Origin of the sequence: Acidipila rosea (assembly GCF_004339725.1) — a bacterium.
Lineage (GTDB): Bacteria > Acidobacteriota > Terriglobia > Terriglobales > Acidobacteriaceae > Acidipila > Acidipila rosea.
The window spans coordinates 86,548-108,362 of sequence record NZ_SMGK01000005.1 but is presented as its reverse complement, the minus strand read 5'-3'; the positions used below and the strand labels follow the sequence as shown (position 1 = coordinate 108,362).

The window sequence follows — 21,815 nt, the reverse complement described above, 5'->3', positions numbered from 1 at the left end:
TGACTCCTTACAGCCTTGTGTGTCAAGTATGTAATTACCCAAATTTGCCTCAGCACCTGTCAACTATGGGATCTTCAGATTTTGTAGAAGCAGATGAAAAGGGCTGGCGTAGCTCAGCTGGTAGAGCATCTGATTTTTAATCAGACAGGCGGGGGTTCAAGCCCCTTCGCCAGCTCCACAAGATCAGATTTACCGCATGAATCAGGTCTGTCAAATCGTAGCGATTCCCAGCTAGCTAAGGCCCCACCGCCGCCCCGGAAGCAAAAAAGCCCCACCCTCGGCGCTGGTTCAGCGCCGGGGGTGGGGCTTTTCTGTCTTGCGGGTTTTGCTTAGGCTGCGGCTTCTTCGCCCTTGACCGTTACCTTGATGTGCGCGGTCACTTCGCGATGCAGCTTGACCGGCACCAGGAACTCGCCCACGCTCTTGAGGGGCTCTTCCAGTGTGATCTTGCGGCGTTCGATGTTGAAGCCCTTCGCCTCAAGCTGCTGGGCGATGTCGGCCGAGGTGACCGAGCCAAAAAGGTGCTCGTTCTCGCCCACTTTACGCTCAAAGACCAGCGCGACTGCATCGAGCTGGGCCACAAGCTGTTCGGCTTCGCCCTTTTCACGGGCTGAGCGGCGCAGGGCCGATGCCTTCATCTGCTCGATGACGGTTTTGTTGGCAGCGGTCGCCTGCATGGCGAGCTTTTTCGGCAGCAGGTAGTTGCGGCCATAGCCCTCAGCCACCTTCACCACGTCGCCGCGATGGCCCAGGTTGATGACGTCTTCCTTCAGAATGACTTCCATTGCGAATCTCCAGTTCTTAAATGCGGCGCAGCCCGGCCAGGGCGCGATGCTGCGTCCGATCGCACGCTAGAAGCGCGCAGCAAAAGGCAGCAGGGCGATATTCCGGGCCTGCTTGATGGCGCGGGTCAGACGGCGCTGGTGCGTCGTGCAGACACCGGTCAGGCGGCGGGGCACGATCTTGCCACGCTCGGCCACGAAGCCCTGCAGCAGGCGCACGTCACGGTAAGGGATCGCGTCGATCTTCTCGGTGCAGAACTTGCAGACCTTCTTGCGGCGGAAAAACTTGCGTCCGCCGCCGCCGGGTCCACCGGGACCGCTCGGCCGGGGGCCGCCTGAACGCGGGCCACCAGGGCCTGAGGAGGATGGTGCGCCGCCTTCGGCGCGTTGCGGTGTTGTTTCGTCAGCCATTTGTCTCTTCCTTCTTTTTTGCCGCGCAGAACACGGCAGGTTCGATGAATTTCAATTCTCTTAGGCGCTGGCCGGGGCCGCTTCCGCGGGCTCGGGAGCCGGAGTCGGAGTCGCTTCAACCACCGCTGCCGGCTGCGCGCTCAGCTTCTTACGCGTCGCCCGGATGGCCTTCACCTTGTTCAGGCGCTTCTCTTCCTCGTCCATGCGCACGGTGAGGAACTTGATCACCGGCTCGGAGACGCGCAGGCGGCGCTCCAGTTCGGCCACCAGCGGACCGTCGGCGTCGACCGTCAGCAGCACGTAGTTGCCGTCGTTGAACTTGCGCACCGTGTAGGCCAGCTTGCGGCGGCCCAGCTTCTCCGTCGAGCGGATTGCTCCGCCGCCGTTCGTCACCGTTCCCTCGAACCCGGCGATCAGCTTGTCGAGATCCTCATCCAGCACATCGGGCCGGACGATAAACATTACTTCGTAAAAACGTTGCATAGCGTCTCTTTTCTCTACAGTTCTCGTTTGCCGCCGGCGGCCGTTTGCTGCCGGTTTGCTGCCTTTTCCCTACTCCGCCGGGCCGTTTTGCTCTCGACGGTTGAACTCGTTCATCGCCACGCTGACTCCCTGCGCGACGATCACCCCTACTGCCTTCGCGGTGCGGTCTAGCACCTCGTCCAGCACTGCAAGCTCTGCCTTCCGCATCGGCGTCAGCAGGTAATCCTTGCCGCGCCGCCGCATGCTCTCGGGCCCGTTATCCTCCGGCCCAACCCCGATCCGGATGCGCGCCCACTCTTCCGTGCCCAGCGCTCCGTTGATCGACTTGGCGCCATTGTGGCCGCCCGAGCTGCCACGTTCTCTCACCCTCATCGACCCCAGAGCCAGCGCCAGCTCGTCGTAGATCACCACCAGCTCACGCTTCGGATCGATGCCGAACTCTGTCACCAGCGCCTGCACGGACAAGCCGCTCAGGTTCATCCAGGTTTCGGGCTTGGCCAGCACTACATCGCGCCCTGCCATCTGCACCCGCGCCGTCTGGGCGCGGCAGCGGCGATTCACCACTGCCACGCCATAGTCGTCCGCAATGCGATCGATCGCCAGAAACCCCGCATTGTGCGGCGTGAACTGGTACTCGATGCCCGGGTTGCCAAGGCCCACGACCAGGAACACGCCGGTTTACTTCTTGCCGGAGCCCGCTTCTGCAGACTCCTGCTTGCCCCTCTTCGCCACTTCCGGCTCCGCAGGGCCGGCCGCTGCTACTGCATCGGCAGCCGGAGCAGCCTCTGCCTTCACCGCGGTCACGTGCGCTACCGCCGCATGCTCGTCGGTCAGGAACTTGAGCTTGCCGCCGTGCGGCAGGTCGGAGACGCGCAGCACTTCGCCAAAGGCCAGGTTGGTGATATCCACATCGATGTGGCTCGGAATATCGCCCGGCAGGCACTCGATTTCAACTTCGCGCAGCACCTGGTCAAGGATGCCGCCCTGTGTCTTCACGCCCACCGCAACCCCGTTGAGCTGCACCGGTACCGCCACCCGCATCACCTTGTCGAGCGCAATGCGCTTCAGGTCGATATGCAGCAGCGAGCCCTTGATCGGCTCATACTGCCAGTCGACGATCATCGCCTTGGCCTTCGCATCCGAACCCGCAATTTCCAGGTCGAAGATGGAGTTGTGACCGGCATCCGAGTGCAGGATGCGCAGAATCTGCTTCGGATCGACCGCCACTGCGACGGAAGGCTCCTTCGCCCCATAAATGACCGCGGGGATCTTGCCCTGGACGCGCACGCGCCGGGCTGCATTCTTGTTGAACCGGCCCTCGCGGGGCGTAGCTTTTACGACTTCCTGAGTAATCATTTTTTCCTTTCGGGCACGGATTGAAAACCGCTCCCTTTGCAACTGCCTGTTAGCTGAACAGCGTACTTACGCTGGTCTCCATGTGAATGCTTTCCATCGCCGCGCCCAACAGCCCGGCAATGGAACGCACCTTGATCTTGCCAATCCGCTGCGCCTCTTCCCGCAGCGGAATCGAGTCGGTCACGACCAACTCTTCAAGCCTTGAGTTCGCGATGCGCTCAATCGCCGGGCCCGAAAGCACGGCATGCGAAGCGCTCGCATACACCTTCAACGCACCCTGCGCCAGCAGAGCGTCCACTGTCTTCACCAGCGTCCCGGCCGTGTCCACAATATCGTCGATGATCAGGCAGGTACGCCCCTTCACATCGCCGATCACGTGCATCACTTCCGTCACGTTGATGTCCGTCCGGCGCTTGTCCACAATCGCCAGCGGAGCACCCATCTTCGTCGCAAAGAAGCGCGCCCGTTCCACGCCTCCCGCATCCGGCGAAACCACTGTCAGGTTCGGCAGGTTCAACTCCCGGAAGTAGCTCACCATCACCGGACTCGCGAACATATGGTCCACCGGGATGTTGAAAAACCCCTGAATCTGCGCCGCGTGCAAATCCATGAACAGCGCGCGGTTCGCTCCTGCCGTCGTCAGCAGATCCGCGACCAGCTTCGACGAAATCGCCACCCGCGGCCGGTCCTTCCGGTCCTGCCTCGCGTAGCCGTAATACGGAACCACCACAGTGATCCTGCCGGCCGATGCGCGCTTGAGCGCGTCGATCATGATCAGCAGTTCCACCAGGTGCTGGTCGACCGGATAGCAGGTCGGCTGCACCACAAACACATCCGCTCCACGCACGTTCTCGAGAAGCTGAAAATAAACCTCGCCATCGGCGAACCGCTGCATCTTGGTCTCGCCCAGCGGAACCCCGATGTGCCGCGCAATTTCCTGCGCCAGCGCCCGGTTTGCCGAGCCCGAGAAGACCTTGAAGCGCTTGTCTTCACTCAACCGGCCGGCCTTTTTCCGCTCCGCCGCCATCTTGCTTCGCCCGTCCGCATCCTTCAACGGGTCGGCCACTAATCCATCCATCGTTTCCTGTTTCACAAAGAACCCCCCAAGCTGGTTTGCGTTGGTTGTCCCTTGCTGGCGTACTGCAGGTCGCCAGCGGCTGAATTGTCTCCGCTGCGGTTGCGAGCGGTCCTTCTGCTGCTGAAACTTCTGGCTGGGCGACTAGGATTCGAACCTAGACAAAGTGCTCCAAAGGCACTTGACCTACCGTTAGTCGATCGCCCAGTAAACCAATTCAATCCCTGTACTGCTCTCGACCCTCCGGCTCCGGCCTGCTTCTGGCCGGAGCCGGACAGAAAGGCACTTGGCCTGCCGTTAGTCGATCGCCCAACTATCAAATCCGTGTACCCTTGCGCCCGCTACTGGCGCGAAGAATAGCAACTACCCACCTGCTCCACCATGCCGCTCCAGTACTCCGACCGCGGCAGGGTCACCGTCCGCAGCGAAGCTACCCCAAGCTGCTCCAGCCGGCGAACTGCTTCACTGGCAGCATCGTCCGTGCGATAAAGCCCGAACAAGGCCGAGCCTGAACCGGACAGGGCTGCATACTCGCAGCCAGAACCCTCTAATGTGCGCTTGATCTGAAAAAGGGCAGGATGCTGGCGGAAGACGACCTCTTCAAAGTCGTTTCTCAGCTCAGCATTGGTCCCGGTTCGGACAAGCGCGGAAAGCGGGTTTCCGGCCAGGCCTTCTCCTGAAGCTGAGAAGACACCGGAAGAGTGTGGCTCGCACAAACCTGCTGCGATGGCCTGACTCAACCTTTTGAGTCTATCCGACGCAGCTTCGGCGGTCAATTGCATCTGTTGCGTATCCCACTCCCTGAAGGCCGCAGGCGTCGAAACCCCGACCGACGGCAGCGCCACCACGCAGCTGCAGGCAGGCAGCTCCGGCATGGGATAAACCTCTTCGCCGCGCCCCAGCCCAAGAACCGCCCCGCCCAGCAGAAACAGCGGCACGTCCGAGCCCACCTCGGCGGCAATCCGCAGTCGCGCCCCGCCCTCCAGGCGCACGCCCAGTTCGCGCTCCAACCCGATCAGCGCCGCCGCCGCATTGGCTGACCCCGCGCCCAGGCCGCCCTGCACGGGCAGTCTCTTTTCAATATGAATGCTGACCTCGGCCCGCACTCCCAGCTCTCCCAGCGCCCGCTCCACCATCTTCCACGCCGTATTGCGCCCGTCCGTCGGCACCCGCCGGTCGTTAGTGGTGAGCAACAGCCGGCTCTCCGCGCCCGGCGCAAGCAGCTCGGCCGCCACCGTAACCAGGTCGTGCGCCGCCAATGTCTGGTAGAGCGTCGTCAGCGCATGGAATCCATCCGCCCGCGCAGGGCCAATGGCCAGACCGAGGTTGATCTTCGAGTAGGAACGGACACGCGTAGCCATAAGCCAATCGCGATTGTAACCGCTGAGGCGCCTCCAAGGCCCTGTCGCCGGGCTCTAACCCGCTGGGGATGAGTCTCTTCCGCCTTGAGCCTCCACCTCGGCTCCATCCCACATTGGTAAGAGTTACCTATGAGGTAGTAGAAGTTACTCATTATTTTCACATTTGTACAGTAGCTTTTATGTAAAATCGCCCGGCTGAAGTGCAGATGCTGTTATGACCCCTGGAGCGTCCTCAATGATGGTCGGCTTTGCCATGGTAGTAGGTCCACGCGAAGGTGGAATCGCCACTGACACAATTCGCTCCATCCTGAATTTCTACCCTCAATCCAAAATATGGATCCGCGACGACGCCACCACCGACGGTACCTTCGAACAGCTTCAATCTCTGGCCGCGAGCGCTCCACACCGCATTGACCTGACCCGCAATCCTCACGCGATGGGGCTGGACGGCATCGCCGTCTCCACTTTCCGCCTCTTCCAGCACATCGCCAACGCGCCTGAAAAGCTGGAGATGGTCATCCAGCTCGATCCCGACGTCTGCATCGTCCGTGAAGGACTCGTTGAATTTGCCCGTAAGCGATTCGCCGTAGCCGGCCCCGGCATCCTCGGCTCTTATACGCGGACGCCCGACCGGAGACCGCGCTCCCATCGCGTCCATGCGCGCGCCATGCTCCGCGACCTGCTGCCCGTCGACCGCGATCGCGGCTCCGGCCGGCTGAGGGCGGGGCTGCCTTTCTACCTGCGATTTCTGCCGCGCGCCTTCCGCAGCGGCTACAAGCCGGGGCATCACGTCCTCGCCGCCTTTTACATCGTTCACGGGGAGACGCTCTATGCCCTCGCCCGGCTGGGCTTCTGGAGCTCGATTCCTAAGGATGGAAGCCGCTCCGTCAAGCCGGACGATCCTCTGGTCTCGCTCGGCGCTTACGCCGTCGGCCACAGGCTCATTGACATCCATGAAGAAGATGGCCGGTCCCAGGTCTGGATCCAGCATCGAGCGCCCGTGCCACTCACCGCAGAGGAGATCCACGCGCATAGCCTGCTTGCCGTTCACCCCCTCAAGCAGGATGAGGCCAGCATGCTGCTGCGCAACGAACTGAAGCGCCTCACCCTCCAGTGAACGGGCCGCTTTTGTCGCGCGCCTACTGCGGTGCCGGAACGGTTGCAGAAGCAGGAGCAGCGGCAGCCGAGCCGGAACCGGCAGGCGCGGAACCAGCCGGGCCATCGGCAGCGCCGTCATGGTGGGGCAGCTCAAACGGCTTCTTCAACCCGCGCTCGGCGGCCAGCCGCGTGTCCTGCTGCCCGTCGCGCACATTCAGCGCATCGTGGTACTCCGCCAGCGCCTGGTCGCGCTCATCCTGCACATCGTAGATGCGACCCAGATAGATATGCGACCACGCCATCGTGCGCGGGTCTTTGGAAAGCTTCACCGCCTGCGTGAAATCGTTCTGCGCCGTCTCCATATCGCCCTTCATCAGCGAGACGCGCGCGAGGATGAAGTTTGCCCGGCCCGGGTCCGGCGTCCGGTCCTTGAGCGACTGTTCGGCGATCTTACCCGCGCCATCGGCATCGCCCTTCATCAGCTTCATCTCCGCCAGGTCCAGCCCGTGCAGGGTCAGAGGAGCGCGGCTCACCACGTCGCCCGTGCTCTGCGGCTCCTGGTTAAAGGTGACGTCGCGGGCCCGATGCACCTGCCGGTCGACATCCATGCCGTAGACCATCTCGCCGATGCTGTCCTTCAATCCCGTTGGCGTCTTCTCAAACGCGATCATCTGGTCATAGAAATACTGCGTCAGCACGAAGCCCTCGGCCATCGCCTCCTGCACTGCCTTTTCGCGTGCCGCCGCGATCTGCTGCAGCGACACCGAACGGAGATGCTCATACTTCGGCAGGTCCGCGCGGTCGATATTATCCGGAATCTTGTAAACCGCGATGCCGGTGTCCATGGTGCGGGCTTCGATCGCGCGAATCATGCACTCGATCGTCAGGGCAACGATATCGCTGCGGAAATTGAAGTCCAGCGGAGCCTCGCGCACCGTCTTCAGAATCGGCAACATCCTGTCCATCGAGCTTGACTTCGAATACAGCAGCGGCTCGATCTCATAGTGCAGATAGGTGTGGCGCACATCCTGCATGCGGATCGTGCCGTTCACCGGCGAGACGACGACCACGTAATCCGTGCCGTAGACGCGCGCATTCACGTCCGCAGGCGAGAGCATCGGTTCAATCACCACCAGGAACCGCTTGCCGCCGTAAGTGCTGGCCGGCATCTTCAGGTAAGTGTTGGTCTCGACGATCATGTTCGTCAGCGGATCGTGCAGCTTGTTGATGGCCGCTTCATAGGACGGGCGGTTCGTCACCCAGATCACATGCAGATCGATCGCCTTGGCAAACGCGCGCAGACTGGGCAGGATCCCTTCCACCGCGCTCGCGTCCGGCGGCAGGTCTTCGTCTTCCACGCTCGGCTCCAGCACCGGCGGCGGCGTCAGATAGAGCGCCAGTGAAACATACTGCGCCAGGTCGCGGCTGTCGCTCGACAGGTGATGCTGCGCGATGAAGAGGCACATCTGGTCACGCGCATTGCGTGCATCGGCAGACTGCTCCGCCGCCTGGTTCACCTCGTCGCGAACGCGCTTGCGCACCGGGTCGGACTCGTCCAGACCGTTGTCATATCCGCAGGCGTTGAGCGCCACCGCCATGTCAAAGAGCGATTCGCTGGGCTCCAGGCCGACCGTCGGGCCCGCCGGGTCCATCACGGCCGGTGGCTTCTGCGGGCGCGGCTCGGCCGGGGGCAGTTGCTGCTGCTGCGGTCGATTCCTGAGGGGAGGCGCAGTGATCTGCGGCGTCTGCGAAAAGGCTGGAACAGCCAGGGCAGCGCACAACAGCGTGGCTGCGGACATGAGGACGGAACGGGACAAGACCGGCATAATAGGCAATTCAACCCGGGTTACCGCGGACGGGTTCAGTCAAGTCTACCCCAGCCGGGCCTTCCCCTGCCCCCGTCCTCTATAATCCGACTCGATGAAACCAGACAGATTGAGTGAACTGGAAAGCCGCAATGCTCTTGCCGAGGAGGGCGGCGGCCCCGAGCGCCGCGAGCGCCAGCACCGCGAGGGCAAGCTCTCCGCCCGTGAACGCGTTGCCCTGCTGCTCGACGAAGGCTCCTTTGAAGAAACCGACCGCCTCGTCACCCATCGCTGCACCGACTTCGGCATGGAGGAAAAGCGCATCCCCGGCGACGGCTTCGTCACCGGCTACGGACGTATCGACGGGCGTACCGTCTTCGTCTTCGCGCAGGACTTCACCGTCTTCGGCGGTTCGCTCTCCGAGTCGAACGCGGCCAAGATCGTCAAGCTCATGGACATGGCCATGCGCGTCGGCGCGCCCGTCATCGGGCTCAACGACTCCGGCGGCGCGCGCATTCAGGAGGGCGTCGTCTCGCTCGCCGGCTACGCCGACATCTTCCTCCGCAACACCCTCGCCAGCGGCGTCGTCCCCCAGATCTCGGCAATCCTCGGCCCCTGCGCAGGCGGAGCCGTCTACTCGCCCGCCATCACCGACTTCACCCTCATGGTCGACAAGACCTCCTACATGTTCGTCACCGGCCCTGACGTCATCAGGACCGTCACCCATGAGGAGGTCACCAAGGAAAAGCTGGGCGGCGCAGCCACCCACAATGAGACCTCCGGCGTCGCGCACTTCATGGCGCACGACGATGCCGAGTGCCTCGCCATGGTCCGGGAGCTGCTCAGCTTCCTGCCCTCCAACAACCTTGAAGACCCGCCCCGCCGCGCCTGCTCCGATCCCATCGACCGCGCCGACGCGGAGCTCGATACCCTCGTCCCCGCCGAGTCGAACCAGCCTTACGACATCAAGCTCGTCATTGAACGGCTCGTCGATGATGGCTATTTTTTTGAGGTGCAGGAGCACTTCGCGCGCAACATCGTCATCGGCTTCGCCCGGCTCAACGGCCGCCCCGTCGGCATCGTCGCCAACCAGCCGGCCTTCCTCGCCGGGGTGCTCGATATCGACGCCAGCGTCAAGGCAGCGCGCTTCGTTCGCTTCTGCGACGCCTTCAACGTGCCCCTGCTCACCCTTGAAGATGTTCCCGGCTTTCTCCCCGGCACCCAGCAGGAGTACGGCGGCATCATCCGCCACGGAGCCAAGCTGCTCTACGCCTTCGCCGAGGCCACCGTGCCCAAGCTCACCGTCATCACCCGCAAGGCCTACGGCGGCGCCTACTGCGTCATGAGCTCCAAGCACATCCGTACGGACCTGAACCTCGCCTGGCCCACCGCGGAGATTGCCGTCATGGGGCCCGAGGGCGCGGTCAATATCGTCTATGGCCGCGAACTCGAACGCGCCGTGAAAGAAGCCGAAGCCGCCGGGCCCCTCACTGAGGAGCAGAAGGCCGCACTGCTCGCCGCCGCCCGTGAGGAAAAGGTCCACGAGTTCCGCGAGCAGTTCGCCAACCCCTACATCGCCGCCGAACGCGGCTACGTCGATGCCGTCATCCGCCCCCGGGAGACGCGCCGCAGACTCATCGCCGCGCTTGAAATGCTCGACGGCAAGCGCGACCGCAATCCGCCGAAGAAGCACGGCAACATTCCTCTCTGAGGCATGTTGCCGTCGCTAACACGTAAGCCGCGGTCGATGAGTGCATCGGCCTGAATGCGTCAAGTGAGGTGGAATGGGTAAACAGAGGCCGACTTTCGGTATTTACTTACCCGATCGTGCGTTTGTAAGCCACCCGCTCCTATTCGAACCTCTCGTTTTCACGTTTCTCGGAGTCGAGTTCCTGCCGCTTTAGGGCATCTAGCGAGCGTATCAATTCATCTCGCTGCAATCTAGCAAACGCGGCAAGATCGGTATCCGAGTCGTTCTCAAAGTGATCGAGGAGTCGAGCGTTGGCTTCCCAAGTCGCTGACCTCGACCCTGACCAACTCATCGGTTCGAAATGACGAATGTAATGCGTCAAGACGTCGATCTTGTTTGGGGCCCGCTCCAGCAACGCCAGCGCGGACGGCTTCCACTGTGGCTTATCGGAGTTGGGGGCCTTGCTGAATGGAACCATCCTTGCCGCAATCCGTGGATATCGCGCAGTTCTGTCTTCATCACACCATGCAAGCAAGGTCGTTTCCGGAATGCGATCGAGCGGCGAGCATAACACGTCATCATGATCGAAGAAGTCCCTGAATCCAGTGCGTTCATTTTGTCTTCCGGGAGCGAAGAGATCGTCCAGCACAACGGTCGGCTGCGCTGCGAAGAGAGCACCAAGTATCTGGTTCTCCTCCATAAAGTCGAAAGTGTAGTTGGCATGTGACTCTCGAAGGCGAGCAAGAAGCATCTCGACCATTGGGATGGCATCAGCAGAGCTCATGCACACCTCGATCACCTCCCCTAGCGCATGGGCATCGTGTTTGAGCCGCCGGTCGAATTTGCAGGCATCAATGACGATCCGCCCTGCGGCAATGAGCTCCGGCGAGAGCGCTTGCTTGTCTTGGCGCACCTGTAGGATCCGCATGTGGAGGGTATCGACCGCGACATCGAAGCCTCCATCTAGTTGCAAAATTAACGGAAGGAGTTCAAGCGTTGCAGAATCATCGAGTTTGTTGTTCCAGGCAAGCCCCATGTACCGCTCTGCAGGAGCACTCTTCTGCGCCAACGAATCTTTCAGGCGCTGCAATCCGGCCGCAGAGATAACGACTCCCTTCTGGAAGTATGGGAACCACTCCGCAAGTAGAGAGTCATTTAGGCACTGATCCAAAAGCTCTTCGGCGAGTTCCGAATTTGCCGATTGAAGGTTGAAGATGTAGCAGGCAAGCAATTCCGGCGAACGCTGTGCCGGGTCGGCTGCGCGAAACGAAGCGACGAGTTTATCCCACAAGGCGCGTTGGTCAGTCGTTGCATCGACAAGGCCCTTGGCCAACGGCTCCAGCGTTATGCTGGTGCTGCAGATAATCAATTCTCCAATCAGTCCGTCAAGAAGAGTGCCTTCGGCAGACAGAGTCCTTCCCAGTTCCATCAGCTGTTGCTGATGCCGCTCGTGCTGTGGTTGGTAATCGCGAAAACCAATGTCGTCGTACGCCTCCCGAACATTCCGCAGGACCCTCGCCCGCACCTGTTCTACGAGAGTTTGCGGCGACAGAGTCGCCTCGATCCTAGCAAGTTTGGTGTCTTCCTCGGCAGGCAGAGGTTCTTCGCGCCAGCGCCGAATTGAACGAATGCCGGTCCAACCTTCTGGCCAGAATCGCCTCTCTTGGAACTCGCGGCAAATTGCTTCCACCTCATCCTGCAGTTCGGCTTCCGTCCACAGGTTACGCAGATGCGTTCCCAAAATCGTGCGGACGCGGGAGGAATTCGCATCGTTGCGCACGTCATGGGACGAGCACAGCGCGAGAACCGATTGGAACCAGTGCACCACGTCCTGGCGACGCTTCGGGTGCCAGCCGTAGTCGCGTGAGCGTCCACCAAAGTCGAAACGATGGAACGACGAAAAACCCGACGTTTGCAGCATCGCCTCCAGGGACTTGAATCCGAGCTCCCGCCGAACCTCGCTGTTCGATTTCAGTAAACCATCGACGACCCGGCAGCGTTGTTCGATGGTGGCATGCGTCCCGGAAAGAAACGCGTGGAAGAGCGACGGAAAGCTATTTCTCACCTGGTTGGCATAGCGTCCCGGCTCTTCGGACTCGATTAGATCGAGGATGAGCGCGACGGAGCGATCGAAAAGGTCAGCTTCAAACGCCAAAGACAACAGGAGAGTGCGAAACTCCTCACCCGCAAGAATCTCTCCTGCTTGGCGAGCCCTCAGCATCGCTCGCTCAATCGTGTCGATGGCCCCTGCTGGGTTAACAGGAGCGACGTTGTTCAACACCGTTCTTCTGGTCTCATTGAGTTCTTCGACACGTCCGAGCAATCCGTCCACTGCAAACCAACGTCTGACGATGCTCTGAGCTGCTGGTGAGGTGTGGAGGTATCCCAAACGACGCGAGATGGACTTCAAAAGACGATCGGAGGCACCGACGACGAGTTGATCAAAGTCTTGAGAAGAGATGTTTTCCAAAGCCATGGCTGCAAGGCGATTGGCAATCGCATGGGGGAGTAATGCTCTCCAAGCCCCTCGCTGCTGCACGAGGTCTCGCCGTTTCAGCTCCGCGACATCGGCGTAAAGAGTGCGAGCGTCCCTGCCGACCACCGCGGCCAGCTTCGAGAGTTCCGCTTCGACTCCCGTGCCAAGATCTTCTCCCTGGAATGAGTACGCAAGGGAACACGCCTGCGCGGAAACTAGGAGAGAACCGCTGGATTCGTTGCGCTGGCGAAAGAGCCTCTCGAACAGCTCGGCGTCGTTCAACAAAGCAACGGACTCATGGCTATCGACCGTATGAGCCAAGGCGAGAGCGACTCGCGCGTTACCGCTCGCAAACGTCGCGATCGATCTGGCGTTCACCTGAGACAGCCCGGTCACCCGACGCTGGAGCAGTTTTTCGATCAGATCGTCCGAGGAGGGTTGAAGCTCAAAGACATCCGTGTCCTCAGGCTGGTCTTCGCGCACGTCATATTCAACCGTGAGTAAACTAACGCGGCTCTCGGTCCGCGTGCAGACTTCCGCAAGCCGGCGATGAAGGTCGGGCGTGCAATTATCGACAATCAAGACCTGACGACGCCCCAGGGCTACGAGTTCGGTACTTACGGGAATAGGCTTCGGACTCGGGTTATCCGACAGGTTCGTATAGATGGCTAGGTCTGCGGAAAGTGCGAACTGCCCTACTCGGTCATCGAAGAGCGCCTGCACTAACCGCGTTTTGCCCACCCCGGACAGGCCGACCAGGCGAACAACACCTCGTTCTGCTGCGAGTGTTCTCCGAAGTCGCCCCATTCCTTGGACGATTGACTCCCCTTCGCCCCTGGAACCCACCCCTCGGATGCGGAGTGAATCGTCGATCAAGTACGTGCCAGCCAATCCTTCGCGCGAAGCTGCCCAGTCATCGTAGGGGCGCCATCCTGATATGGGCCGGCCAATGCGTACGCGGACCCAGGTGACGATACCTGCGTGATCCCGTACCCAAGTCGCGAGTCGATCGCGGTCGTAGAAGTCCAGGTACAGATCATCGCAGTTGGCGATGCCGGCCACGGCATCGTGCATCGCGCGTCTACGGTCGGCGAGAGCGAAATCCGATGCTGACCCCTTGGAACTGACGATTATGTAACTGCCGCCAGCGGCTGCGAGCTCAAGAATCGATGGTCTGACGGTTCCGTCTGGCTTCATCTCCGCGAGAATCTTCCCGCGCGGCATATCCTCCGCTTTGACTTGATATACAGCATTAGGACGCGCGAATGCGGCACCCAGCGGGGCCGATTCACCTAGCGTAACCCGCACGTCGACACCGCCGTCTACCGCATTTTGATTGCCGCCCCAAGTTGCGCATAACGGGGACAGCCCCAAACGGCGCAGTTCCGCCTCACACAGACGTCCGACCAAAGTTCTCAGGTCTTCATCGGAAAGTAATGAAATATCTTGCCCCGTAACGTCGAACATGGATGATCACATGATACGAGCGGCCCCCGCACATTTCTGTTTTCGTGCTCCGAATCAATCCATCGTGACAAACGGGGTCTCGTCAGTGAGACGTGTCGATTCATGCAAAATCGCCGAGGCGCTCAGCGACGGCGTTCGATGGGTGGATCGGCCTGTGTTACGCAGTCTCAGTTTATAGCGGCCTGCCGATCTCCCAGCGATGACCAAATGGATCCATGACTGCGCCATCACGCCATCCGTAATCGTGGTCTTGCATGGGGGAACGAACTGACGCGCCGGCAACTGTAGCCTGTTGGAATACAGCGTCCGGATCCTCAACAATCAACATCAACCTGACCGCCGTCCCTCCCAGCTGTACTGGTGACGGATTGCCGATCTCCTCGCCAGCTGGATGAACCCAGAACTCCGCACCGTGCGCCAGGAGCTGCGCCACCATGTCCGGCGCGGGCGGCGTGCTCCAGCCAGTCGTAGCTCCAAAGGCCCGCCCATAGAACGCAATGGCATCGCGGACGTCGCCGGGGATGTGCAACATCGCTGAGAAACGGTAGCTCATATTGCACCGAAGGATACCCGATCTGCCAAAGCCGATCAACCATCCTCCACGCCACCAATTTGCGCAGACTCTGCCCAAGGTACTTCTGGTCCATCAACAGCTGGATTCTCAGTTTGTGCCAAATCGCGAATGCGCGTTTCGAGGGCGTTAGGGCGCTGGAAACGTGAGTCGGCCTAGTGGGCAACAACTGGCCTTCAAGATTAGGAAAGCTCGTTGCCGATCTTCCTTTACTACTTGCACCGTCGTAGTGAATGGCCTGGTTGTTGCTGTCCCTGGCCGAGGGAAGCAGCAAGACGGTGCCTTCGTTAGTATGGTTTTTGATGGCAAAACGTGCCGAGAACACCGGAGCTATCCCCACAACGCTGGCGAGTCCGGGCGCTTCGCGATTTTGGCTGGCGGTTTGCCTGATCGGTGTGACCACGGGTCTGGCAGCGGCGGCGCTGACTCGATTGCTTGAAATCGTTCAGCATGTTGTGTGGCATGGTTCTGGCACCAACATACTTGCCGCCGCGCGGCAGGCAAGCTTCGCGAGACACGTCACGGTTCTTCTCGCCGCAGCGATTCTGACCGGGGCCGGGCAGCTTCTTCTCAAACATCTTTCCAGCGGCAACGGCATCGACACCACCGCAGCCATCTGGTTTCACGCCGGGCGGATGCCAGCCTGGCGAACGCTGGGCAGCGCGGTGTTGTCCATCTTCGACGTCGCCATGGGTGCCTCCATGGGTCGCGAGGGCGCGCCCAAACAAGCCGGCGCTGTCTTCGCGAATCTGTTTGCCGACACCGGAAGACTCTCCGATGAGCAGCGAAGCTTGCTAGTGGCTTGCGGCGCCGGAGCCGGCATGGGAGCGGCCTATGGCGTTCCCTTGGGCGGTGCGCTGTTCTCCCTGGAAGTGATGCGCGGGAAGCTGGCCTTGCGCTTTGTTTTGCCGGCGCTTCTTGCGTCGCTGATCGCAACCGGAGTCTCTTGGATCGCTCTGCCGAATACGCCCACCTATATCATTCCCTCCTTCCCGCTTTCGGCTTCAGGGATGGTGTGGGCGATTGTGGCTGCCCCCTTCTTCGCGTTTGCTTCCATCCTTTATCTCCGCCTCGTTCGTTGGGCCGACAAGGGCAAGCCGCGCGGATGGCAGCGATTCATAGCCCCCGTCATCGTCCTCGGTCTGCTGGGCGTGGCCTCCGTGCGGTTTCCGGAGATACTCGGCAACGGCAAAGACCTTTCGCAGTTGCTCTTTACGGATCAGGTTGGGTTAAGGCTCGTGCTGGCCCTGCTGTTGCTGAAGCCGCTGGCGACGATCCTGTGCATGCGCAGTGGCGTGCCTGGCGGCCTGTTTACGCCGTCGCTGACCTTCGGCGCCCTGCTCGGCGCCGGGCTTGGGTATGCCTGGAGCGCGCTGTGGCCGGGCGTGCCCCTCGGATTTTTCGCGTTGCTTGGGGCTGGGGCCGTTCTATCGGCTACCACCCAGGGGCCAATCTCCACCGTTGTCCTGATGTTGGAGCTTACCGGCAGGGACAGGTCTTTCATTTTGCCGCTCATCCTCATCGCAGCTCTCTCGACACTCATCGCCCGTTCCATTGAGCCTCGTTCGATCTACGACGCGCGCCTAAGCGACGAGCAAATCGAGTCAAGACAGAAAATGCGCGAACAGGAACCAAACGAAATCGGCATTCCTCAATAGCCGTTTGTGGGGAACGAGGCGCGAACGAGGGCTACTTCACTGGACGAATGGCATTTCCGATACTCGCTTCCCTCTCACGCACATCTCGAAGAGTCCGTTATCACCGAGGCACTCATCGGCACAGATCATTCCTCATAGCGTCGGGCCACCAGTGACCGAAGCAGGCCGGGGGCTGCGAGTCTCCTCACAGCCCCGTCACCCTGTTAAGCGACTTCGATGGCGACCTTGAGTACGCCGTCCTTCTGTTGGCTGAAGAGGGAATACGCCTCGACGATCTCATCCAGCTTGTAGCGGTGCGTGATCAGCGGCGTCAGATCGACCCGCTGGTGCAGCACCAGCTCCATCAGTCTGCGCATGCGCTCCTTGCCGCCCGGGCAGAGCGTCGTCACGATCTTGTGGTCGCCCAGCCCCGCGGCAAACGGCTCCAGCGGAATCGTCAGCTTGCCGGAGTAGACGCCCAGGCTCGACAGCGTGCCGCCGGGCCGCAGAACGCGCAGCGCGTTCTCAAACGTCTCCGCCCGCCCCAGCGCTTCAATCGCCACATCCACGCCGCGGCCGCCCGTCAGCTTCAGGATCTCGGCAACCGGGTCCTGCTGGCCGATATTGATCGCGTGATCGGCTCCCATCTTCATCGCCTGCTCGAGCCTGACCGGGTTCGAGTCCACGGCAAAGATCTGCCCCGCTCCGCGCAGCTTCGCTCCCGCAGTAGCGCACAGCCCGATAGGGCCTTCCGCAAAGATCGCAACCGAGTCGCCTATCTTGACCTGCGCGCTCTCCGAGGCCGAGAAGCCGGTGGACGCAATATCGGCCAGCAGGATCACCTTCTCATCGTTTAGCTCCTCCGGAATGAGAGCCATGTTCGCCTGCGCGTTGGGGATCAGCGCATATTCAGCCTGCACGCCGTCCATCGTGTTCCCCAGCTTCCAGCCGCCCATCACGCCGCCGCACTGTGACAGGTTCCCGCCCAGGCAGGCGTTGCACTGCCCGCACGGAGTGATGGCTCCGACCAGAACACGATCGCCCGTCTTGTAGCCGCTCAATCCCGCGCCCAGTTCGTGAATCGTGCCCACGGCCTCATGCCCGATGACCAGGCCGTTCCGCACCGGATACTCGCCCTTCACAATATGCACATCCGTACCGCAGATGGTCGTCAGCGAAATCCGGATCACGGCCTGCCCCGGCCCCGCCTTCGGAATCGGGCGCTCCTCCAGCCCGATCTCATTCGGACCCTTGAAGACCAGCGCTTTCATGAATCCGGGCCGCACCTTCACGGACGGACTGGTTTCGATCAAAGTGTTTGCGTGTGTTTCCACGGTGAGATACCTCTGGTAGAAACGCTAGTCCCCCGCCGCCGGTCAGGATGTGATCACAATCACAGGAGCGGATTCGCAGGCATTTCCGGCAGAGAAACGATAATCATTATCAAAGGATAACGATTATCGTTTTTGCGGAAAATCGAGCGCAATTACCGGGCCAAACCCCTTATTCGTACTTCAGAGATTCGACCGGATCGAGCTGCGCCGCACGGTTGGCGGGCAGCGTTCCGAACACCACTCCGACCAGCGATGAGGTGACCAGCGCGATCACCACCGACCACGGACTGATCGGCAACGGATAGCTCGTGAAGAGACGCACGGAAACCGGCAGAGCCAGCCCCAGCAGCGTGCCCAGCAATCCTCCGCTCAGCGAGATGAAGACCGCTTCAATCAGGAACTGCAGCTTGATTTCACGCGCAGTTGCGCCCAGCGCCTTGCGTATCCCGATCTCGCGGATACGAGAGCGCACGGTCGCCAGCATGATGTTCATGATGCCCACGCCGCCCACCGCCAGCGTGACCGCTGTGACCAGGATCAGCACCACCGTGAGCGCATCGGCGATCAACGCCGCATCGGTCAAAAGCTCTGTCATGGTGCTGGCCTTGTAGACCGAGGAGGGCTGGTGTCGCGCATGCACCACAGCCACAATCTGCTTGGCTGCTTCCTCCACATCCTTTTCGTCGCGGATGGAGAAGAAGATGTCCTTCACATTGTCAGTCCCGGTAAAGTAGCGGGCAACGGAGTACGGAATCAGGATAGTCTGGTCGGCAATCTCAGACTGGCCAAAGGTATTCACACTCTCCTTGAACACCCCGACGATGGTGAAGGGAATGCCGCTCAGCGTGAAAGTTTTATTCACCGCGGAGTCCATGCTGCCGAACATGGCGCGGGCAAAGGCTTCGGTGACCACTGCCGCTTTGGTATGCGTCGACTCGTCCTCTTCATCGAAGAAGCGGCCGGAGAGCACGACCAGATTGCGAACCATCTTGTACTGCGGGCTCACCCCCAGTACGAGAACTTCTTTGACGACGCCCTGACCGAAGCTGACGCGGTCGTGCATCTCCAGCATGGGCGACGAATAGGCAACTGCCGGCACCTGTTCCTCCACCGCACGCTCGTCGTCATGGGTGAGGTAGTCGTTCTGGAAATTATTGATAGCGCCGGACCCGCCGCCTGCATACTCCAGGTCGACCATGTTGGTGCCGATGCTGCGCAGCAGGTTGAGGATATAAACCTTGCCGGTAAGCCCGATAGTGACAACCAGGATCAGCGACATGGAGCCGATGACCATGCCGAGCGCGGTCAGCGCAAAGCGCACCTTGCTGGTGCGGAAGCTGTCGATCGCCAGGCGCACGATCTCACTGAGCACCATGGTGCGCTTGGCGCTCTGCAGCGTGAGTTCAAACGAGCGGTGGTGTGAGGTGCGGGGAGGTGTCGACATCTGGCTCAAAGTACTTGATGCGCGGATAAGTCTGCGCGATTCGCTCGGGCTCCACAGTCATCTTACCCGGATCGAACGACAAGCCCCTAAAAAGCGGAAGCCCCGGAGGCTACTCTGCGCTCCGGGGCCTGCGATAGTCCGGTGAAAATACTTAGGCGGCTGCGGGCTTGCTGGGCAGCGCTGCCTTCGCCTGCTCGACCAGTGCGGTGAAGCCCTGCGGATCGTTGACGGCGATGTCGGCAAGGATCTTGCGATCGAGCTCAACGCCGGCCCGCTTGAGTCCGTTGATGAGCAGCGAATAGCTGATGCCGTTGATCTTGGCAGCGGCATTGATGCGCACGATCCAGAGCGAGCGGTACTGCCGCTTCTTCTGCTTGCGTCCGCTGTAGGCGAACTTGAGTCCGCGCTCGACGGCTTCCTGCGCTGCCTGGTAGAGCTTGGATTTTGTGAGGAAATATCCACTCGCGCGCTTAAGAATTTTCTTGCGGCGGTCGTTGCGTTTCGTACCACGTTTTACACGAGGCATGGGTAGTTCTCCTTTTGCGTTTCGTTATCGAGCGGCTGGAGGCAGGTGGGCCTCTTCACACGCTTTGCAATCCTGATCTCTCGGCTGGAACACCAGCCGGGGGCCTGGTGCGGAACGCTCTCCGCGGCCCTTGATTCCAGAGGAACCAGATCAGGCGTAAGGGATCATGCGGGCTACCTTGGCGTAGTCGGCATCCGAGACGAGAGCGCTGGCTGCGAGCTTGCGCTTGGTCTTGGTATCCTTCGACGTCAGGATGTGGCGCATCTTCGTCTGGCCGCGCTTGATCTTGCCGGTGCCAGTCTTCTTGAAGCGCTTGGCCGCGCCACGATGGGTCTTGAGTTTGGGCATGGTATTTCCTAGTGAAAAAACGGACTTAAGACAACATCTGCCAGTATAGAGGAAGAGCGCGACTTCGGCCAGCCTTACCCTGCTACGCCGCCGGCTGCAGCAGCCGCACCACCTCTTCGTGGCCGCGCTCCCGTGCATAGTCCTCCGCGGTTTTGCCTTGGGCGCAGCGGGCGTCCCGCTTCGCTCCCGCCTGCAGCAGCAGGCCGATGACATCCACCCGATTGTTGGCGGCGGCCAGATGCAGGGGCGTGTAATCGCCGGCCCCGACCGCGTTTACATCTGCGCCGGCCTCGATCAGAGCCTTGACGGTCGCCGCCGAGCCATCCAGCGCCAGGCAGGCGTGAAGCGGCTGGTTGCGCAGCGGATTGTGCGAGAACTGATGCACGTGCGCGCCGTGCTCGATCAGCAGAAGGACAGCCTCGGGAGTGCCGAAGGCAGCGGCGAGGTGAAGAGCACTCCAGCCGTCGCCGGCGACAGCGTGCGCTGCCATGGCATCTGCGGCGAGGAGCGCGGACAGCCGGGAGCAGTCGCCCAGCGCGGCCGCCTCAAAGAGGCCGAGGGGTCCGGCATGGGGGCGCAGAAGCTCCACCACCGGCCGCTGATGTGTATAGATCGCCCACATCAGCGCAGAGACGCCTTGCGTATCGCATGACTGCGCGAGCCGCGGATTGTCCTGCAGGGCCGTGGCCAGTTCAGCCGTCTGGCCTCTGCGGATGAAATCAAAAATTTGCTGCCCCATGCGGTTGCTCCTGCTGGCTAGGATATAGGACGGCCGGTAGACCCCGCGCGGCCGCGGCGCACATTCATTTCACGGAGTCTTCGCGTCCTTTCCAGCAGACTGCGCATCGGATGGAATGACGCAAAGAAACATCCCAGAGAGGCACCGATATGGCAGAGAGCAAAGCGAGATTCATGCAGGTACCGGCGGCAGGCGCGCCGTTCGAGCTGGTTACGCGAGCAATTCCTGAGCCCGGACCGGGACAGGTACGGCTGCGCGTGCAGGCGTGCGGCATTTGCCACAGCGATTCATTTACCAAAGAAGGGCATTTTCCCGGACTGGTCTTTCCGCGCGTGCCGGGCCACGAGGTCGTGGGACTGATAGATGCAGTGGGTGCGGGCGTAGACCACTGGAAGACGGGCCAGCGCGTGGGCGTGGGCTGGTTTGGCGGCCACTGCGGCAAGTGCGAACCCTGCCGCCGCGGCGACATGATCGCCTGCCAGCAGGGGAGTGTGCCGGGCATCAGCTATGACGGCGGCTATGCCGACTACATGGTAGCTCCCGCCGAGGCGCTGGCCGCACTGCCTGAGTCACTGGCGAGCGCCGAAGCCGCGCCGCTGCTCTGCGCGGGAATCACCACCTTCAACGCGCTGCGCAATAGCGGAGCAAAGCCGCCGGACACGGTGGCCGTGCTGGGCATGGGCGGGCTGGGACACCTGGGCGTGCAGTTTGCGGCGAAGATGGGCTACAACACAGTGGCCATCGCCCGCGGCGCGGACAAGGCGAAGTTTGCCCATGAACTGGGCGCGCACCACTACATCGACAGCACGGCAGGCAGCGTGGGAGACGCCCTGAAGAAGCTGGGCGGCGCACGCGTCATCCTGTCGACGGTCACGGATGCGGATGCCATGACGGCCGCCATCCCGGGACTGGGCTACGCAGGCGAATTCATCATGCTCGGCGTCTCCATGGAGCCGGTGAGGGTGTCTCCGCTGCAGCTGATCGGCCAGCGGCAGTCGGTCCATGGCTGGCCCAGCGGAACGGCCATCGAATCAGAAGACACGCTGAAGTTCAGCGCGCTGACCGGCGTGGCGCCCTTGATTGAGAAGTATCCGCTCGAAAAGGCGGAGGAGGCTTATCAGCGCATGATGAGCGGCAAGGCGCGCTTCCGCGTAGTGCTCGAAACCGGAGCGTAAGGCCCGGTCGCAGAAAGCAGCAAAGCTATACTGACGG

Annotated in this window: 19 protein-coding genes and 2 tRNA genes; 5 read left to right on the top strand and 16 right to left on the bottom strand. The window is 61.3% G+C overall.

The window, feature by feature from the left end:
* Positions 1-102 precede the first annotated feature (102 nt).
* A tRNA-Lys gene (locus C7378_RS14210) sits at positions 103-178 on the top strand.
* Positions 179-329: 151 nt separating this feature from the next.
* On the opposite strand, the gene rplI is transcribed toward C7378_RS14210, so the two are convergent.
* From rplI to C7378_RS14170, 8 genes are all read right to left on the bottom strand, one after another.
* Positions 330-785, bottom strand: coding sequence for a 50S ribosomal protein L9 (gene rplI, locus C7378_RS14205; RefSeq protein ID WP_131998164.1), 456 nt, complete (start codon positions 783-785; stop codon positions 330-332).
* A gap of 66 nt (positions 786-851) precedes the next feature.
* Entirely contained in the window at positions 852-1,193 is a 342-nt protein-coding gene (gene rpsR / locus C7378_RS14200) for a 30S ribosomal protein S18 (protein ID WP_131998161.1), read from the bottom strand.
* Between the two features lie 60 nt (positions 1,194-1,253).
* Positions 1,254-1,676 (bottom strand): 30S ribosomal protein S6, encoded by a 423-nt coding sequence (rpsF, locus tag C7378_RS14195; RefSeq protein ID WP_131998158.1) that lies wholly within the window; start codon positions 1,674-1,676, stop codon positions 1,254-1,256.
* Positions 1,677-1,745: 69 nt separating this feature from the next.
* Positions 1,746-2,348: an aminoacyl-tRNA hydrolase gene (pth, locus tag C7378_RS14190; protein ID WP_131998155.1), complete on the bottom strand. Its 603-nt coding sequence runs from the start codon at positions 2,346-2,348 to the stop codon at positions 1,746-1,748.
* A 6-nt stretch (positions 2,349-2,354) separates the two neighbouring features.
* Positions 2,355-3,032 (bottom strand): 50S ribosomal protein L25, encoded by a 678-nt coding sequence (locus C7378_RS14185; protein WP_131998152.1) that lies wholly within the window; start codon positions 3,030-3,032, stop codon positions 2,355-2,357.
* A gap of 49 nt (positions 3,033-3,081) precedes the next feature.
* Positions 3,082-4,110, bottom strand: coding sequence for a ribose-phosphate diphosphokinase (locus C7378_RS14180; RefSeq protein ID WP_131998616.1), 1,029 nt, complete (start codon positions 4,108-4,110; stop codon positions 3,082-3,084).
* 130 nt (positions 4,111-4,240) lie between these two features.
* Positions 4,241-4,314: transfer RNA gene (locus C7378_RS14175), tRNA-Gln, on the bottom strand.
* 134 nt (positions 4,315-4,448) lie between these two features.
* A complete protein-coding gene (locus C7378_RS14170) occupies positions 4,449-5,468 on the bottom strand; it encodes a 4-(cytidine 5'-diphospho)-2-C-methyl-D-erythritol kinase (RefSeq protein ID WP_131998149.1) in 1,020 nt (339 codons plus the stop codon).
* Positions 5,469-5,682: 214 nt separating this feature from the next.
* On the opposite strand from C7378_RS14170, the gene C7378_RS14165 reads away from it, so the two are divergent.
* Positions 5,683-6,585 (top strand): glycosyltransferase family 2 protein, encoded by a 903-nt coding sequence (locus C7378_RS14165; RefSeq protein WP_131998146.1) that lies wholly within the window; start codon positions 5,683-5,685, stop codon positions 6,583-6,585.
* A 22-nt stretch (positions 6,586-6,607) separates the two neighbouring features.
* Here the strand turns inward: C7378_RS14165 and C7378_RS14160 are convergent, their stop codons facing one another.
* Entirely contained in the window at positions 6,608-8,392 is a 1,785-nt protein-coding gene (locus C7378_RS14160) for a tetratricopeptide repeat protein (protein WP_131998143.1), read from the bottom strand.
* A 94-nt stretch (positions 8,393-8,486) separates the two neighbouring features.
* Between C7378_RS14160 and C7378_RS14155 the strand changes: the two genes are divergently transcribed.
* Complete coding sequence (locus C7378_RS14155; protein WP_131998140.1) at positions 8,487-10,082, top strand: acyl-CoA carboxylase subunit beta; 1,596 nt, start codon at positions 8,487-8,489, stop codon at positions 10,080-10,082.
* A 139-nt stretch (positions 10,083-10,221) separates the two neighbouring features.
* Here C7378_RS14155 and C7378_RS14150 read toward each other — a convergent pair whose 3' ends face one another.
* Both C7378_RS14150 and C7378_RS14145 read right to left on the bottom strand, forming a co-directional pair.
* The gene (locus C7378_RS14150; RefSeq protein WP_131998137.1) at positions 10,222-14,004 is read right to left on the bottom strand and encodes a hypothetical protein; all 3,783 of its coding nucleotides are present in this window, start codon (positions 14,002-14,004) and stop codon (positions 10,222-10,224) included.
* A gap of 172 nt (positions 14,005-14,176) precedes the next feature.
* Positions 14,177-14,557 (bottom strand): VOC family protein, encoded by a 381-nt coding sequence (locus C7378_RS14145; protein ID WP_131998134.1) that lies wholly within the window; start codon positions 14,555-14,557, stop codon positions 14,177-14,179.
* A gap of 320 nt (positions 14,558-14,877) precedes the next feature.
* On the opposite strand from C7378_RS14145, the gene C7378_RS14140 reads away from it, so the two are divergent.
* Positions 14,878-16,233 carry a chloride channel protein gene (locus tag C7378_RS14140; protein WP_165876817.1) on the top strand — a complete coding sequence of 452 codons (1,356 nt, stop codon included), beginning with the start codon at positions 14,878-14,880 and terminating at the stop codon, positions 16,231-16,233.
* Positions 16,234-16,436: 203 nt separating this feature from the next.
* Here the strand turns inward: C7378_RS14140 and C7378_RS14135 are convergent, their stop codons facing one another.
* From C7378_RS14135 to C7378_RS14115, 5 genes are all read right to left on the bottom strand, one after another.
* Positions 16,437-17,483 (bottom strand): NAD(P)-dependent alcohol dehydrogenase, encoded by a 1,047-nt coding sequence (locus tag C7378_RS14135; RefSeq protein ID WP_131998614.1) that lies wholly within the window; start codon positions 17,481-17,483, stop codon positions 16,437-16,439.
* Positions 17,484-17,715: 232 nt separating this feature from the next.
* Positions 17,716-18,990, bottom strand: coding sequence for an ABC transporter permease (locus tag C7378_RS14130; protein ID WP_131998128.1), 1,275 nt, complete (start codon positions 18,988-18,990; stop codon positions 17,716-17,718).
* A 151-nt stretch (positions 18,991-19,141) separates the two neighbouring features.
* A complete protein-coding gene (rplT, locus tag C7378_RS14125) occupies positions 19,142-19,516 on the bottom strand; it encodes a 50S ribosomal protein L20 (RefSeq protein ID WP_131998125.1) in 375 nt (124 codons plus the stop codon).
* 150 nt (positions 19,517-19,666) lie between these two features.
* Positions 19,667-19,864, bottom strand: coding sequence for a 50S ribosomal protein L35 (rpmI, locus tag C7378_RS14120; RefSeq protein WP_131998122.1), 198 nt, complete (start codon positions 19,862-19,864; stop codon positions 19,667-19,669).
* A gap of 82 nt (positions 19,865-19,946) precedes the next feature.
* Entirely contained in the window at positions 19,947-20,603 is a 657-nt protein-coding gene (locus tag C7378_RS14115) for an ankyrin repeat domain-containing protein (RefSeq protein WP_131998119.1), read from the bottom strand.
* A gap of 149 nt (positions 20,604-20,752) precedes the next feature.
* On the opposite strand from C7378_RS14115, the gene C7378_RS14110 reads away from it, so the two are divergent.
* Positions 20,753-21,778 carry an alcohol dehydrogenase gene (locus tag C7378_RS14110; protein WP_131998116.1) on the top strand — a complete coding sequence of 342 codons (1,026 nt, stop codon included), beginning with the start codon at positions 20,753-20,755 and terminating at the stop codon, positions 21,776-21,778.
* Positions 21,779-21,815 lie beyond the last annotated feature (37 nt).

Coding starts and splice junctions, on each gene's coding strand:
- rpsR (WP_131998161.1), bottom strand. CDS start 1,193: ATGGCTGACGAAACAACACCGCAACGCGCCGAAGGCGGCGCACCATCC.
- rplT (WP_131998125.1), bottom strand. CDS start 19,516: ATGCCTCGTGTAAAACGTGGTACGAAACGCAACGACCGCCGCAAGAAA.
- rpsF (WP_131998158.1), bottom strand. CDS start 1,676: ATGCAACGTTTTTACGAAGTAATGTTTATCGTCCGGCCCGATGTGCTG.
- C7378_RS14115 (WP_131998119.1), bottom strand. CDS start 20,603: ATGGGGCAGCAAATTTTTGATTTCATCCGCAGAGGCCAGACGGCTGAA.
- C7378_RS14135 (WP_131998614.1), bottom strand. CDS start 17,483: ATGAAAGCGCTGGTCTTCAAGGGTCCGAATGAGATCGGGCTGGAGGAG.
- C7378_RS14155 (WP_131998140.1), top strand. CDS start 8,487: ATGAAACCAGACAGATTGAGTGAACTGGAAAGCCGCAATGCTCTTGCC.
- C7378_RS14180 (WP_131998616.1), bottom strand. CDS start 4,110: ATGGATGGATTAGTGGCCGACCCGTTGAAGGATGCGGACGGGCGAAGC.
- C7378_RS14160 (WP_131998143.1), bottom strand. CDS start 8,392: ATGCCGGTCTTGTCCCGTTCCGTCCTCATGTCCGCAGCCACGCTGTTG.
- rplI (WP_131998164.1), bottom strand. CDS start 785: ATGGAAGTCATTCTGAAGGAAGACGTCATCAACCTGGGCCATCGCGGC.
- C7378_RS14140 (WP_165876817.1), top strand. CDS start 14,878: ATGGCAAAACGTGCCGAGAACACCGGAGCTATCCCCACAACGCTGGCG.
- rpmI (WP_131998122.1), bottom strand. CDS start 19,864: ATGCCCAAACTCAAGACCCATCGTGGCGCGGCCAAGCGCTTCAAGAAG.
- C7378_RS14150 (WP_131998137.1), bottom strand. CDS start 14,004: ATGTTCGACGTTACGGGGCAAGATATTTCATTACTTTCCGATGAAGAC.
- C7378_RS14185 (WP_131998152.1), bottom strand. CDS start 3,032: ATGATTACTCAGGAAGTCGTAAAAGCTACGCCCCGCGAGGGCCGGTTC.
- C7378_RS14145 (WP_131998134.1), bottom strand. CDS start 14,557: ATGAGCTACCGTTTCTCAGCGATGTTGCACATCCCCGGCGACGTCCGC.
- C7378_RS14170 (WP_131998149.1), bottom strand. CDS start 5,468: ATGGCTACGCGTGTCCGTTCCTACTCGAAGATCAACCTCGGTCTGGCC.
- C7378_RS14130 (WP_131998128.1), bottom strand. CDS start 18,990: ATGTCGACACCTCCCCGCACCTCACACCACCGCTCGTTTGAACTCACG.
- C7378_RS14165 (WP_131998146.1), top strand. CDS start 5,683: ATGACCCCTGGAGCGTCCTCAATGATGGTCGGCTTTGCCATGGTAGTA.
- C7378_RS14110 (WP_131998116.1), top strand. CDS start 20,753: ATGGCAGAGAGCAAAGCGAGATTCATGCAGGTACCGGCGGCAGGCGCG.